Origin of the sequence: Kaistella flava (ex Peng et al. 2021) (assembly GCF_015191005.1) — a bacterium.
Classification (GTDB): Bacteria; Bacteroidota; Bacteroidia; order Flavobacteriales; family Weeksellaceae; genus Kaistella; species Kaistella flava.
This window is the reverse complement of the sequence record NZ_CP040442.1, coordinates 653827-668560: the sequence shown is the minus strand read 5'-3', so window position 1 is coordinate 668560 and position 14734 is coordinate 653827. Positions and strand designations below refer to the sequence as shown.

The 14734-nt window shown below is 36.1% G+C and carries 11 protein-coding genes; 3 read left to right on the top strand and 8 right to left on the bottom strand.

The window, feature by feature from the left end; all coding sequences use genetic code 11:
• Positions 1-82: 82 nt before the first annotated feature.
• From Q73A0000_RS03035 to cphA, 6 genes are all read right to left on the bottom strand, one after another.
• Positions 83-502, bottom strand: coding sequence for a nucleoside-diphosphate kinase (locus Q73A0000_RS03035; protein ID WP_193812617.1), 420 nt, complete (start codon positions 500-502; stop codon positions 83-85).
• Positions 503-679: 177 nt separating this feature from the next.
• Complete coding sequence (gene rsgA, locus Q73A0000_RS03030; protein WP_193812616.1) at positions 680-1606, bottom strand: ribosome small subunit-dependent GTPase A; 927 nt, start codon at positions 1604-1606, stop codon at positions 680-682.
• Positions 1607-1642: 36 nt separating this feature from the next.
• Complete coding sequence (locus Q73A0000_RS03025) at positions 1643-2710, bottom strand: chorismate mutase (RefSeq protein ID WP_193812615.1); 1068 nt, start codon at positions 2708-2710, stop codon at positions 1643-1645.
• 24 nt (positions 2711-2734) lie between these two features.
• The gene (locus tag Q73A0000_RS03020; protein ID WP_244140790.1) at positions 2735-3301 is read right to left on the bottom strand and encodes a hypothetical protein; all 567 of its coding nucleotides are present in this window, start codon (positions 3299-3301) and stop codon (positions 2735-2737) included.
• Positions 3302-3330: 29 nt separating this feature from the next.
• Positions 3331-4416, bottom strand: coding sequence for a DNA polymerase III subunit gamma/tau (dnaX, locus tag Q73A0000_RS03015; protein WP_193812614.1), 1086 nt, complete (start codon positions 4414-4416; stop codon positions 3331-3333).
• Positions 4417-4708: 292 nt separating this feature from the next.
• Entirely contained in the window at positions 4709-7339 is a 2631-nt protein-coding gene (cphA, locus tag Q73A0000_RS03010) for a cyanophycin synthetase (protein ID WP_193812613.1), read from the bottom strand.
• Positions 7340-7536: 197 nt separating this feature from the next.
• On the opposite strand from cphA, the gene Q73A0000_RS03005 reads away from it, so the two are divergent.
• The gene (locus Q73A0000_RS03005) at positions 7537-8424 is read left to right on the top strand and encodes a cyanophycinase (protein WP_193812612.1); all 888 of its coding nucleotides are present in this window, start codon (positions 7537-7539) and stop codon (positions 8422-8424) included.
• Positions 8425-8445: 21 nt separating this feature from the next.
• A complete protein-coding gene (locus tag Q73A0000_RS03000) occupies positions 8446-9288 on the top strand; it encodes an isoaspartyl peptidase/L-asparaginase (protein ID WP_193812611.1) in 843 nt (280 codons plus the stop codon).
• A gap of 171 nt (positions 9289-9459) precedes the next feature.
• Here Q73A0000_RS03000 and ppdK read toward each other — a convergent pair whose 3' ends face one another.
• Complete coding sequence (ppdK, locus tag Q73A0000_RS02995; RefSeq protein ID WP_193812610.1) at positions 9460-12222, bottom strand: pyruvate, phosphate dikinase; 2763 nt, start codon at positions 12220-12222, stop codon at positions 9460-9462.
• Positions 12223-12446: 224 nt separating this feature from the next.
• Positions 12447-13469 (bottom strand): 3-oxoacyl-ACP synthase III family protein, encoded by a 1023-nt coding sequence (locus tag Q73A0000_RS02990; RefSeq protein WP_193812609.1) that lies wholly within the window; start codon positions 13467-13469, stop codon positions 12447-12449.
• 296 nt (positions 13470-13765) lie between these two features.
• On the opposite strand from Q73A0000_RS02990, the gene Q73A0000_RS02985 reads away from it, so the two are divergent.
• A complete protein-coding gene (locus Q73A0000_RS02985; RefSeq protein WP_193812608.1) occupies positions 13766-14668 on the top strand; it encodes a CorA family divalent cation transporter in 903 nt (300 codons plus the stop codon).
• Positions 14669-14734: the final 66 nt, after the last annotated feature.

The following is a 14734-nucleotide window of genomic DNA, read 5'->3' as shown; positions in this document are numbered from 1 at the left end:
AAACCCTTTTAGTAATTAAACTAAAAGGGTTTTACTTTTAAAATCCTCCATCAAAAAATTGACTTCAGATATTTATAATTTTCTAGAAAATCTCTCTTCCTGAGAAGTGGAAACTTGCTTCAATCAAAGCATTTTCATCTGAATCTGAACCATGTACTGCATTCTCTCCTACGCTTCTTGCAAACATTTTTCTAATCGTTCCTTCTGCAGCATCTGCAGGATTAGTAGCACCGATTAAAGTTCTGAAATCTTCAACTGCATTGTCTTTTTCCAAAACTGCTGCAACGATTGGTCCTGAACTCATAAAGTCAACTAATTCTCCGTAGAAAGGTCTCTCTGCGTGAACTTCATAGAATTTTTTCGCATCTGCATTCGTAAGTTGAGTTAATTTTAAAGCTTTCACTTTATAACCAGCTTCTGAAATCTTTCCTAAAATAGCACCAATATGTCCGTCTGCAACAGCATCCGGCTTGATCATGGTGAATGTAATTTTACCTGACATAAATCTTGTTTTATTGTGGTGCGAAAATACGAAAAACTTTTCTATATTTGTAATGAAAATTCTTACAGAGGATAGCCAATTTAATTTGGCACGGAAATTGTAAATTTATTTCCGATTCTCATGTTTAATTTGAGTTTTCATGGTTATTAGTTTTTACCCAGCCTCGGCTGGGTTTTTTTATAGTGCAGAATTCTCTTCTGCCTCTTCCATAATCTTCAAATAAGTCATGTAACGCGACTCCTCTATTTCGCCCATTTCGATGGCTTCCAGCACCGCACATTTCGGTTCATTGATGTGCATACAATTGTGAAATTTACACTTTCTACCTGTTTTAAAAATCTCCGGAAAGTAATGTTGAATCTCTTCTTTTTCAACATCAATCATTGCAAACTCTCTTACACCAGGCGTATCGATGACACTTCCGCCAAATTTCCAAAAATGCATTTGGGCAAAAGTTGTGGTGTGTTTTCCTTTTAAATGGGTTTCAGAAATTGCTGATGTTTTAATATTGACTCCAGGTTGCATGGCATTCACTAATGTCGATTTTCCACTTCCTGAATGTCCAAAAAATACCGAAACTTTATCTTTAATAATATTTTTTAATACTTCTAAATTCAAATTTGAATAAGAAGAAATTTCTAAAGTTTCATAGCCGATATGTTGATAAAGTCCTTCAATTTCCTTCGAAATTTCTTTTTCTTCATCAGAAAGCACATCCATTTTATTAAATAAAATTAATGGTTTAATATTATAAGCTTCACAACACGCCAAAAATCGATCTAGAAAACCGAAAGACGTTTCCGGATGTTTAAGCGTGAAAATAAAACAGGCAATATCAATATTTGAAGCAATGATGTGTGCTTCCTTGGAAAGATTAACTGCTTTTCGAATCAGATAATTTTTGCGTGGTTCAATTTTAGTAATCCACGCAACATCATCCTGTTCCAATGAAAACTCTACCAAATCGCCTACAGCAAGTGGATTGGTTAAGCGGGTTTTTATCAGTTTAAATTTACCTCGAATTCTAGCCTCGAAAAATTTTCCGGTTTCATATTCTAAAACCTGGTACCAACTTCCGGTGGATTTTGTAATGAGTCCTTTCACGAATTATTGTTGAGGGAAATTAAGTTTACACATAAATTAAATACTATTCTGAACTTCAATCGATTCCTCATGAATCGCCTTGAACACTTTTTCAATAAATTCAGCTGACATTCCAGATTCGTCTGCTTTTTGAATCGCATATTCAGTAATCACTTTCCATCTTTCAGGTTGGAAAATTGCGATATTATTGTCTTTTTTCAAGCTTCCGATTTTCTCAGAAACCTTCATTCTTTGAGATAATAATTCAATTAACTGAAAATCTAAATCAGAAATTAAAGTTCTGTGACGTCCCATTTCTCCATCAAAAGCAGAAATATCAGAATTTCTAACTTTTAAATTTTGCAGTAGTTCTGCCAAAGTCTCAGGTGTAATTTGTTGTGCAGCGTCGCTCCAAGCTTCGTCTGGATTGCAATGTGTTTCAATCATCATTCCTTCGTAGCCAACATTCAATGCTTCCTGCGCAATTCCTGCCAATCCAGTTCTGTTCCCACAAATATGTGATGGATCTACCAACATTGGAATATTTGGAAATTGATTTTTAAAATCTAAAGCAATCTGCCAGTTCGGAACGTTTCTATATTTTGTTTTTTGGTAAGTTGAAAAACCACGGTGAAGAACACCCAAGTTTTTAACATCCTGACCTAAAAGTCTTTCTAAAGCACCAATCCACAAAGCCAAATCTGGATTTACTGGATTTTTCACCAAAACTGGTTTATCAGTTCCTTTTAAGGCTTCTGCAATTTCTTGAACGGTGAAAGGGTTCACTGTAGAACGAGCGCCAATCCATAAGATATCAACGTCTGCTTCTAAAGCGGCAGCAACGTGATGCGCATTTGCAACTTCTGTGGCTGTTTTAAATCCGTACTCTTCTTTAACTTTTTTCAACCAGTTTAGACCAATCACTCCTACTCCTTCAAATCCGTTAGGTTTTGTTCTCGGTTTCCAGATTCCCGCACGGAAAATTGGAACGTCAGCATTTGATTCTTTGATTCTTCTAGCCGTCTCCAGCATCTGTGCTTCACTTTCTGCACTGCAAGGTCCGGCAATAATTAATGGTTTGGAAAATTCCTTAATCCAATTATTTTCTAAGCTCTGTAAATTCATATTAAAGATTGAGAAGTATTATTTTTAATTGAAATCCAATTTAAAAAGATCGTCTAATTCTTTTAGGACCGGATTTATCTCGGCAAATTTATCAAAAATCTTTCGTTTGGTAATGATTTCTTTTTTCATTGATATATCTGCGCGATATTCTATAGTGATATTATAGTTGTTGACGATGTGCATAAAATGATTGAAGAATTCTGTTCTTATCTTATCAAACTCTACTTTCGCTGATTCTGATGGATACGTAACTTCTACAATATTTTCATTTTTTTTATGCAGTTTAAAAGAATTGATGGCATTATAAATAAGAATATCTTTCTGCTGAAGTTCCTGTAAGAATTTCTGCCACTCGTTTTTTAAATCAGTTTCGCTGAAATGACTGCTTGGTAACTTTTCCTTTTTAGCAGAGTCGATTATAATTTCCGGTTCTTCCTCGGATTTTTCTAAAGCTGCACTAATGCTAAATTGAGAAGTTTTTTTGGGTAAACCAATTGGAACATTGGCTTTCAGAATAACTTTTTTGATTTCCTCGTGAATTTCTTTTGGGACTTCTTTCGGTATTTCTTTAGTAACTGCGGGAGTTACCATTACCTTAGAACTAAGAAACGGTGCTAAAATCAGATATTTTTTTTTTTAGAATCTGCCGAGTTTGTAGATAGGGAAGAAAGTTGCATCAACGCAATTTCTACGGTTAATCGAGGATTTTTAGAATTCTTATAATTAATGTCTGCATGATTGCAAATTTCTACCGCATCAACTAATTGTTGAGCGTTCCATTTTTTACTTTGTTCTAAAAACTTGATTTTTGTTTTTTCACCAACTTCGATTAAACTTACCGTCTGAGCATTTTGCGCCATCATTAAATCACGGAAATGACTTCCTAAACCTGCAATAAAAATATGCGGATCAAATCCTTTTTTAATAATTTCATTCAAAGCAAATAAAGTTTCGGAGATTTTATTCTCATGCGCTAAATCTACAATCGAAAGATATTGTTCGTAATCAAGAACGTTTAAAACTTCGGCTGCTTTTGCCAAAGTGATATTTTTCTGTGAAAAAGTTGAAAGTCGGTCAAAAATTGAAAGGGCGTCACGAAGTGCTCCATCAGCTTTTTGAGCAATTAAATAAAGAGCGTCGTCTTCATATTGGATTCCTTCTTTATCGGCGATTTTCTTTAAATGAATTTGAATATCCTCAATGGTAATTCTCTTGAAATCATAAATCTGACAACGTGATAAAATCGTAGGAATGATTTTATGCTTTTCGGTCGTAGCCAAAATAAAAATAGCGTGCGCTGGTGGTTCTTCTAAAGTTTTCAAAAAGGCATTAAAAGCCGCTTGAGATAACATATGAACCTCGTCAATAATATAAATTTTATACTTCCCAACTTGTGGTGCAAATCGCACTTGATCGGTCAGTTCCCGAATATCATTAACAGAGTTATTAGAAGCTGCATCGAGTTCGAAAATATTGTAAGCGAAACCATCTTCTGAGGTTGAACCGTCTCTCTCATTGATTTTCCGCGCAAGAATTCTCGCACAGGTTGTTTTACCAACTCCTCTCGGTCCGCAGAAAAGTAAGGCTTGCGCCAACTGATTTTCTTCGATAGCATGTTCCAGAGTTTCTGTAATATGACCTTGCCCAACAACAGTATCAAACTCTTGCGGACGGTATTTTCTTGCAGAAACGACGAAATTTTCCATTGGTCAAAAATAGGGAAATAAATGAGAATATAAAATAGAAGCGATAAATAATTATCCCAAAAATCTTTTATAAATCATATCGGTTTCAAAGTCAATGGTTCTCTAAAATAAAAAAACTCTCAAAACTTTTGATTTTGAGAGTTGATGATATTCTTTTATTATTTATAACTAAATTTTAAAAAGTGCGAAGTCTGCAGCCCGGCTTGAGTGGAGCTCTCCGCCGCGGCGGAAGCGGGAACGGAAGACGGAAATGTCTGCCCAAATAAAATATATTAAAATAATTGTAATGTCGTTAATTCATGTTTCCTTCTTCCAAAATCTCGCGGTTTTGATATTCCTGCACCAACTCGATCGCATTTGTCACAACGTCACTCAACGCGGTAATAAATGTACCTTCTTCTGCCATACTCATGGCGTGTTTCAAGGCTTCAATCTCTTTTGGAATACATTCGTAACTCACGTTTCTACCCGCTTCCTGAATACCGGAAATAAGAAGCTCATTGATTTCTTCCTCGGTTCTTCCTCTCAAATGTTTTTCATTTCTAATGATGATATAATCAAACATTCTACCGGCAATCTTACCACATTCTCGGATATCCTCGTCTCGACGGTCGCCTACTCCAGAAATAATTCCGATTTTTTTGGTGGCTTCTACATTGCTCAGATAATCTTCAATCGCTTCATATCCTGCTGGATTATGTGCGAAATCGATTAGAACGTGGAATTTTTTGAACTTAAAAATATTCAATCTTCCTGGCATCAACATCGGACTTGGAATAAAGGTACGAAGTGAATTCGCAATATCTTCGATTTCAAAACCGTATAAATATGTGGCTAAACTCGCCGCCAAAACATTAGAAATCATGAACTTGGCTTTTCCTTCCATGGTAATCGGAATGCTTTTCACTTTGGCAATCCGAATTTTCCAGTCGCCTTTTTTAATGGTGACAAAACCTTCTTCAAATACACAAGTTACTTTTCCTTCTTTGGCGAATTTCTTAATGTGCGGATTATTTTCATCTAAACTAAAAATGGCTACTTTAGAATCTAAATCAGGCATTAATCTCATCGAATAAGCATCGTCTGCGTTCAAAACACTCCAACCATCTTTTTTTACAGAATCCATTACGACTCTTTTTACTTTGGTCAAATCCTTCAAATTATGAATATCACTAATTCCAAGATGGTCTTCTTTAATATTGGTTAAAACGCCGATATCACAATAACTGAATCCTAAACCAGATCGAAGAATTCCTCCTCTTGCAGTTTCTAAAACAGCAAATTCTACAGTAGGATCTTTTAAGATAAATTCTGCCGAAACAGGTCCTGTAGTATCTCCTTTGGTCAACATCGTATTCTGAATATAAATACCGTCTGAAGTTGTAAATCCTACTCTATACCCATTATTTTTAACAATATGAGAAATCAATCTCGTCGTTGTTGTTTTACCATTAGTTCCTGTTACCGCAATAATTGGAATACGAACCGCTTTCCCTTGTGGATACAACATATCGACTACTGGAGCAGCAACGTTTCTTGGCAAACCTTCACTCGGGGCAAGGTGCATTCTAAATCCTGGCGCGGCATTTACTTCTAAAATAGCACCTCCACTTTCCTTTAAAGGTTGGGTAAGGTTTTCTGCCATGATATCGATTCCCGCAACATCTAAACCGATAATTCTGGAAACTCTTTCTGCCATTACAATATTTTCTGGGTGAACCATATCGGTTACATCAATAGAAGTTCCACCGGTTGAAAGATTTGCAGTAGATTTTAAATAAACAATTTCTCCGTTTTTCGGAACGGTTTCTAACGTATAATTTAATTTTTCTAAAAGTTCATTGGTATCTTTATCAACCAATATTTCTGTTAAAACATTTTCATGTCCGTAACCTCTTCTTGGATCTAAATTTTCTTTGTCAATCAATTGTTGAATATTCAAGTCACCATCTCCAATAATATGAGCAGGAACACGTCTGGCCGCAGCAACCATTTTATGATTAATAACAAGAATACGGAAATCATATCCGGTAATATATCTTTCTACAATAACTTTGTTGGAATACTTTTGAGCATGAACCAATCCTACTTTTGCAGTATCTAGATCGTTAACATTAATCGAAGAACCTTTTCCGTGATTTCCATCTAAAGGTTTTAACACAAGTGGATATCCAATTTTTTCAACCACTCTTTCTAAACCTTCTTCATCATGCACCAAATCACCAGTTGGAACAGGAATAGCAGCTTCATCGAGCATTTTTTTGGTGAGTTCTTTATTACAGGCAATATCAACTGCGATCGAACTTGTGTTTCCAGTAATCGTCGCTTGGAATCTTGTTTGATTTACGCCATATCCTAATTGAACTAAAGAGTTTCTACCCAATCGAATCCAAGGAATATTTCTCGCAACAGCTTCCTGTACGATACTTCCGGTAGAAGGTCCCAATCTTTCTCTCTCTCGGATTTCTTTTAATCTCTGAATACAATCTTCTAAACTATAATCGCGGGCTTCAATTAAACATTTTGCAATTTCGACAGATTGTTCTGCAGCATAAATCCCTGAATTCTCTTCAAGATAACTGAATACGACATTGTAAACACCCGGAGTTTTAGTTTCTCTGGTTCTGCCGAAGCCAGTATCCATTCCGGCCAAAGTCTGAATCTCTAAGGCGATATGTTCAATAACATGACCCATCCAAGTTCCCATTTCAACCCGTAAGAAAAACCCGCCTTCTACGCCTTCCGAACAACGGTGCGTAATTAGCGAGGGCATCAGCAGTTGTAATCTTTCACGGAATCCATCAATCTTATTGGTTGGAAAATGCTCCATCTCTTCCAGATTCAAACGCATCTGAATGAGTTTTTTCCTTCTTATACTCCAAATATTCGGGCCGCGTAAAACTTGTATTTTTTCGATTTTCATAGGTAAATGCTATCTTTTTATATCCTTAATTTTTTATTTGAATATCAAAGATAAACGAAAACCTCTATAATTCGAAAAAAATAATGGAAATCGGAAGCATTTTTTTCAGCAGAACTTCAATTCAACAATAAAGTATATCAATAAATTGATTGGTTATTATGGAAGTAACAAATAATAATTTTTTAAATTTGCAAGCTATGAAAGCAGTTGGAAAATTAATGATCATCGGTGGAGCCGTTAATAAGGGCAGTTTCGCTGAAACTGATTACGATCAAAATATAGAAAAAAACCTCAATTTTTTTGAACGAGGTATCCTAAGAAAAATAATCGATGAATCTAAATTGAAAGAAGATTCGGTGATTGAGATTATTACTACCGCATCACAAATTCCACAAATTGTGGGACCTGAATACAAGAAAGCTTTTGAGTTTCTGGGCGCAAAACATGTTAATATTTTAGATATTCAAAACCGTGAGCAAGCGAACAGCGACGAAATAACCGCACGTGCCAATGCCGCAGATGTTGTTATGTTTACGGGTGGTGATCAGCTTCGACTCACATCAATTCTGGGCGGATCGAGATTTCACGATATCATTCTTCAAAAATATCAGGAAGAAAATTTCATTTACGCCGGAACTTCTGCCGGTGCAGCAGCGGCTTCGGAAAATATGATTTATCAGGGTTCAAGCAGTGAGGCTCTTTTAAAGGGAGAAATTAAGATAACGCAAGGTTTGGGCTTCATCGAAAATGTAATCGTAGATACGCATTTTGTTCAGCGTGGAAGAATTGGAAGATTGTTTCAAGCTGTTGTTAATAATCCTCGAACTTTAGGAATTGGTTTAGGTGAAGATACCGGACTTTTCATTGATAATGATATCATGACTGCGATTGGATCTGGGCTTGTAATCTTGGTCGACGGCCGTTTTATTAAAGATACCAACCTTACAAATATTCAATTGGGTCAACCTATTTCTATTGACAATCTTATCGTGCATGTTTTATCTCAAAACGATTTTTACGACTTGAAAGCGAAAGATCTTACGATTGTCAATTCACAGTATACTCATGCTGCTCACGCTAAATAAAATAAACTCTAGCATTTAAAAATGAAAATAATCATCCACGGTGGGTTTTTCTCGGAAAGCGACCAAAGTCACGAAGTGAAAATTGCCAAACAAAATTCTTTAAAAGAAATCGCGAAAAAATCTTTTGAATTTTTAAAAAGTCATTCTGCTGAAGAAACGGTAGTTTTTGCAATTAAACAATTGGAAGATGATTTACTCTACAATGCCGGAATGGGATCGCAAATTCAAAGCGACGGAAAAATCAGAATGAGTGCTTCTTTAATGAATGGAGCAACTCAGAAATTTTCTGGAGTTATTAATATTGAAAATATAAAAAACCCGATTGAAGTTGCTCAAGTTTTAATGAAAGAAGATGACCGAGTTCTCGGTGGAAACGGAGCAAAAAAATACGCCACTGAAAATGGTTTCGAAGATTTCTCAACGGAGATTCCACAACGAAGAAAGGAATACGAAGAGAAATTAAAAAACGGTGGAAAAGGAACAGTTGGTTGTGTCGCTTTAGATGAAGAAGGCCGACTGGCAGCAGCAACTTCTACAGGTGGAAAAGGTTTTGAACTTGTTGGAAGAATTTCTGATTCTGCAACGGTTGCGGGAAATTTCGCAAATGAATTTTGTGCCGTAAGTTGTACCGGAGTTGGCGAAGATATTGTCAGCAATGCTACTGCAGCTAAAATTGTAACCAGAGTTACTGATGGTTTTACCTTGCAAGATGCGGTAGAAAAAACTTTTGTAGAATTAAAGCAAATCGATGGTTTTGCGGGAGCAATTGCTATTGATAAAAACGGAAATATTGCTCACCAGGATTCTTATCCTACGATGGTTTTTGCGAGTTATGATGGAACGGATTTTGTGGTTTTTGAGTAAATAATAAACTTATTTTTTCAACTACAAAAGGCACAAATGTTTTTTCATTTTTAAAGTAAATTAAATAGATCCATTTAAGTTTGCAAAAGACGCATTTCTCTTAAAAATTCGATTTATAAATAAACAAAACTGCCCCGAATTCGAGGCAGTTTTTTCATTTACTATAATTGTTTAAAATGTGGCTGTTTTATCTTCAATTGCTGCCTGTGCCGCAGCCAGTCTTGCAATCGGAACACGATATGGAGAACAGCTTACATAATTCATTCCGAGTCGGTGACAGAATTTCACGGATTCTGCGTCACCGCCGTGTTCACCGCAAATACCTACTTCCAATTGTGGTTTCGTTTTTCTTCCTCTTTCGACTCCAATTTTAATTAATTCGCCAACGCCACTTTGGTCAATGGTTACAAATGGATCATCCGGTAATAATTTTAAATCTAAATACTGCGGCAAGAATCCACCAATATCATCTCTGGAGAAACCGAATGACATCTGCGTCAAATCATTGGTACCGAAACTAAAGAAATCTGCAACTTCCGCCATTGAATCTGCTTTTAACGCTGCTCTTGGGATTTCAATCATCGTTCCGTAGAGATAGGCGATTTTTTTAAGTTTCAATTTTTTTAATACTTCTAAATAAACTCTGTCGACAATAACTTTCTGATGTTGAAGTTCATGTTTCCCCATGGTTACAGGAACCATAATTTCAGGCATGGCATGTTTTCCATCTTTAATTAATTCACCTGCAGCTTCTAAAATTGCTCTCACCTGCATTTCCGTAATTTCAGGATAGGAAACTCCAAGACGCACACCGCGGTGACCAAGCATTGGATTATTTTCATGCAAGGCAAGAATTCTTCTATTCAAGATACTCATGCTCACGCCCAACTCTTTGCTTAAAGCCATTAACTTTTCTTTATCATGCGGCACGAATTCGTGTAAAGGCGGATCCAGAAGTCTTATGGTTACAGGTTTTCCATCCATTACTTCTAAAGTCGCTTTGATGTCTTTTTTTACAAACTTGAATAATTCATCAAGAGCCGATTTCCTTTCTTCCAGGGTGTCGCTCATGATCATTTTTCGCAACAGGAAAAGTGGTTTCTCACTACCTTCGCCATAGAACATATGTTCGGTTCTAAATAATCCAATTCCTTCAGCACCGAAATAGGCAGCTTGCAAAGCATCTTTAGGATTATCAGCATTAGTTCTAACGCCCAATACTTTTGTCTTATCAACCAATTTCATTAAGGATCGATAGGATTTGTTTTTATTGAGATCGGTCGCTATTAATTCAAGAACGCCTTCATACATTAAACCACTGGTTCCATTTAAACTTACCCAATCTCCCTCATGAAATTTCTTGCCTTCTTTGGTAATCAGCAACTTTTCATGTTCTCTAATTTCGATTTCACTACAACCTACGATACAGCATTTTCCCCAACCTCTGGCAACCAAAGCAGCGTGCGAAGTCATCCCTCCTTTTGAAGTGATAATTGCCTGTGCTTTGTGCATTCCGTCCACATCTTCCGGTGAGGTTTCTTCTCTTACCAAAATTACTTTCTCGCCTCTTGAAGCCCATTCAACAGCATCCGAAGATTCGAAAACCAATCTTCCAACTGCGGCGCCCGGACCTGCAGGAAGCCCTTTTGCAATAGGTTTATTTTTAAGTTCTTCCATATGATCAAACATTGGCAATAGTAATTCTACCAGTTGATTTGGACCAACTCTCATAATTGCTTCATCCGCAGTAATCAATTTTTCTTTGTACATGTCTGTGGCCATTTTCACAGCGGCAACACCATTTCGTTTTCCAACTCTGCACTGCAGCATATACAACTTTCCTTTTTCAATCGTAAATTCGATATCCTGCATGTCTTTATAGTGACTTTCCAATCTTTTTTGAAACTCATCTAATTCTTTGTACTGCGCAGGCATTAATTTTTCTAAAGTAATTAACTTTTTACTGTGATCGTTTTTAGAAGCATTATTAATCGGAGCCGGAGTTCTGATTCCTGCAACCACATCTTCACCTTGAGCATTGACTAAATATTCACCGTAAAAATGATTATCGCCATTTCCGGGATTTCGCGTAAAAGCAACGCCGGTGCAAGAACTATCGCCCATATTTCCGAAAACCATTGCCTGAACATTCACAGCAGTTCCCCACTCTTCAGGGATTCTTTCAATTTTACGATATTCAATGGCACGTTTTCCATTCCAGGAAGCGAATACAGCTCCTACGCCGCCCATCAACTGGTCCCAAGGATTTTCCGGAAATTCTTGTTTTAAATATTTTTTAGTTAAAGCTTTAAACTCTTTGACTAATTTTTTCAAATCTTTTGCTTCAATTTCAGTGTCGAGTTCTACGCCTTTTTCTTTTTTAAGTTCAGACAGTTTCTCATCCATAATACGGCGGATACCGATTCCTTTGGCAGGTTCCAATCCGCCTGCTTTCTCAATGACGACATCGGCATACATCATCACCAGTCTACGATAAGCATCGTAAGCAAATCTTTCATCGCCCGTTACTTTAATCAAACCTTTTACAGTTTCGTCATTTAAACCAATATTTAAAACAGTGTCCATCATTCCAGGCATTGACCGTCTGGCACCAGAACGTACGGAAAGAAGCAATGGATCTTTAACATTTCCAAATTTTTTGCCCATCAATTTTTCAATCTGTTTGACGGAGTCTTTAATTTGAGAATTTAAAGTTTTGGGATAGGTTTTTTTATGTTGATAATAGTACGTACAAACTTCTGTAGTGATGGTAAATCCCGGCGGCACAGGTAATTTTAAATCTGGATGACCGGCCATTTCTGCCAGGTTTGCTCCTTTGCCCCCTAATAGATTTTTCATCGATTCATTACCATCGGCTTTACCACCACCGAAGAAATAAACATGCTTTTCCTGTTTTTTTGATTGAGTTGCCATAGTGTGTTTTTTATGAAAAGATTAGTTTCTAACCATTTGATTCTATGTAAAGTTACAACTCTAAAATTTCAATAATTCAATGATGAAATGATAAAAATCAGATTTGCTTAAAATGAAGTCGAAGCAAAAAAAAATGCATCGATTGACGCATTTTAAATTTAAATAAAATTCTTGTCGATTATCTTCATAATAAACCTTCATAAGAATTTTAATGAACTAATTTTTTAATAATTAAATAAAACGGATCCCCAAGTAAATCCACTTCCAAAGGCTGAAAGAAGAACCAAATCTCCTCTTTTAATTTTACCGTTTTCGATGGCTTCACTTAAAGCTAAAGGAATTGAAGCTGCCGTCGTATTTCCAAAACGTTGAATATTATTGTAGACTTTTTCATCTGGTAAACCGAAACGATTTTGTACAAACTGGGCAATTCTTAAATTCGCTTGATGGGGAATAAACATATCTAAATCTTCAGGTTTCTTTCCGGCTTTGTCTAAGGCTTCCATCATTGTTTCAGGGAATCTGGTAACCGCATGTTTGAAAACAAAATTTCCATTCATAACTGGATAAACTTCAGCATCGGTTACATTTTCTGGTTCCAAACGCATTCTGTCGCTCCAACCGAATTTAGAACCCGGGAATTTGGTACATAATTCTTCGGCGTGTTTTCCTTCTGAATGCATATTTGTGGCTAGAATATCTCCAGCGTTTTCATCTTCAGTTGCCGATAAAATTAGCGCACCTGCACCATCTCCGAAAATAACGGAAACTCCACGTCCGGCATCAGAAAAATCCAAACCAAAAGAATGAACTTCTGCACCGACGACTAAAATATTTTTATACTGACCTGATTTAATAAAAGCATTGGCAACACTCATCGCATAAACGAAACCTGAGCATTGGTTTCTTACATCTAATGCACCGATCGTTTCACAGCCCAACATTTCCTGTAATAAAACGCCACAACCTGGGAAAAAGTAATCTGGGGAAAGTGTTGCAAAAACAATATAATCGATATCTTTTCCGGTCATTCCTGCCATTTTCAAAGCAGATTCTGCCGCTTTGAAACCGAGATACGCTGTGGTTTCTTCAGAATCGTTTCTGTTCTTTCGGTGATGACGTTCTTTGATTCCGGTTCTCTCGGTAATCCATTCGTCATTGGTGGTCATCAACTTCGACAAATCATCGTTGGTCACTATATTTTCTGGCACGTAATGGCCTACTCCTTTGATATAACTTTTAAGCATGTAATTTGTAATTTAAACAAAGATAAATTTTATTTGACACATAGGAAGTGATGTGTGTGCGTAAATATATTAAACTTTTTTTGCCACGAATTCACGAATGTATTTTAAAAATGAAATTATTCTGTTTCCCTAATTAGATAATTTTAATAATATCATTTGCAACTTTTTATAGAATAAAAACAGAGTCAATAAAAGAATTAATTCGTGAATTCGTGGCTTTCATCAACACTATAAATTTTATTGTGTTTGTCATAATTTTGTAGATTTGAATGTTAATTTTAACTTAAATTTGTCAAATGCCTATTGAAATTATTTATAAAAATGACCATTGCGAATGGATTGATGTAGAAAGTCCTACTGAAGAGGATTTGGCTTTTCTACACCAACGCTACAATATCAACTCTCTTCTTTTGGATGATACCATTGACGCCAATCACTTACCAAAATATGAGCAGGATGGAGACGTCAATTTTTTCCTGATGCGTGAAAATACGCAGTTGGAACGGTCAAACTTAAATACGATCAGCGATATTTCTACCAAGCTCGGTATTTTTTTAATTGATAATGTGATCATCACGATTCACCGATTGAAAAACCGAAGCATTTATGAATTTAAAAAAGAAATTCTGCTTCCGATTAATAAGGAAATCACCCGCGACCAAATTGCTTTAAATCTAGCCTTAAAAGTAATGAAGTCTTACGATGACGAATCGAAAAATCTGCTGGAAATAATGGATCAGATTGAGAGTGAAATTTTCCTTAAAACCACTAATCATTCTAATCATATCAGGCGACTGTACCGATTGAAAAGAAAATCAGGTTTGAATACCAGAATTTTAAATATCTCTGCGGTTTGGGTTGATAAATTTAAATTACTTCAACTTGACGATACCGCCGTAACTGACTTAAAGGACAAACATAAAGATGTAATTGCGGATTTTGAACATTTGAATGCGCAGGTTGCCAGTTTAATTTCAATGTTTCTCGCAATGAGCGATCAAAAGGCAAATCAGGTGATGAAAGTTCTTGCAATCTATTCGATGTACTTTTTCCCAATCACTTTTATCGCAGGAATATACGGAATGAACTTCGTCTTTATGCCGGAACTTAATTTGAAATATGGCTATTATATTACGCTTGGGTTAATGGCAACAATTACCGTTATCACATTTTTTTATGTTCGGAAAAAGGGTTGGTAATTATTTAGACTAAAAGATAAGAGACCGCTTCGCTGATGGATAAAAGACAATGTTTGCGGATATTAA

What these genes read in the sequence shown, in the direction of transcription:
- Q73A0000_RS03035 (WP_193812617.1), bottom strand. Translation starts at nt 502, where the DNA reads ATGTCAGGTAAAATTACATTCACCATGATCAAGCCGGATGCTGTTGCA.
- Q73A0000_RS03025 (WP_193812615.1), bottom strand. Translation starts at nt 2,710, where the DNA reads ATGAATTTACAGAGCTTAGAAAATAATTGGATTAAGGAATTTTCCAAA.
- Q73A0000_RS03020 (WP_244140790.1), bottom strand. Translation starts at nt 3,301, where the DNA reads ATGGTAACTCCCGCAGTTACTAAAGAAATACCGAAAGAAGTCCCAAAA.
- dnaX (WP_193812614.1), bottom strand. Translation starts at nt 4,416, where the DNA reads ATGGAAAATTTCGTCGTTTCTGCAAGAAAATACCGTCCGCAAGAGTTT.
- cphA (WP_193812613.1), bottom strand. Translation starts at nt 7,339, where the DNA reads ATGAAAATCGAAAAAATACAAGTTTTACGCGGCCCGAATATTTGGAGT.
- Q73A0000_RS03005 (WP_193812612.1), top strand. Translation starts at nt 7,537, where the DNA reads ATGAAAGCAGTTGGAAAATTAATGATCATCGGTGGAGCCGTTAATAAG.
- Q73A0000_RS03000 (WP_193812611.1), top strand. Translation starts at nt 8,446, where the DNA reads ATGAAAATAATCATCCACGGTGGGTTTTTCTCGGAAAGCGACCAAAGT.
- ppdK (WP_193812610.1), bottom strand. Translation starts at nt 12,222, where the DNA reads ATGGCAACTCAATCAAAAAAACAGGAAAAGCATGTTTATTTCTTCGGT.
- Q73A0000_RS02990 (WP_193812609.1), bottom strand. Translation starts at nt 13,469, where the DNA reads ATGCTTAAAAGTTATATCAAAGGAGTAGGCCATTACGTGCCAGAAAAT.
- Q73A0000_RS02985 (WP_193812608.1), top strand. Translation starts at nt 13,766, where the DNA reads ATGCCTATTGAAATTATTTATAAAAATGACCATTGCGAATGGATTGAT.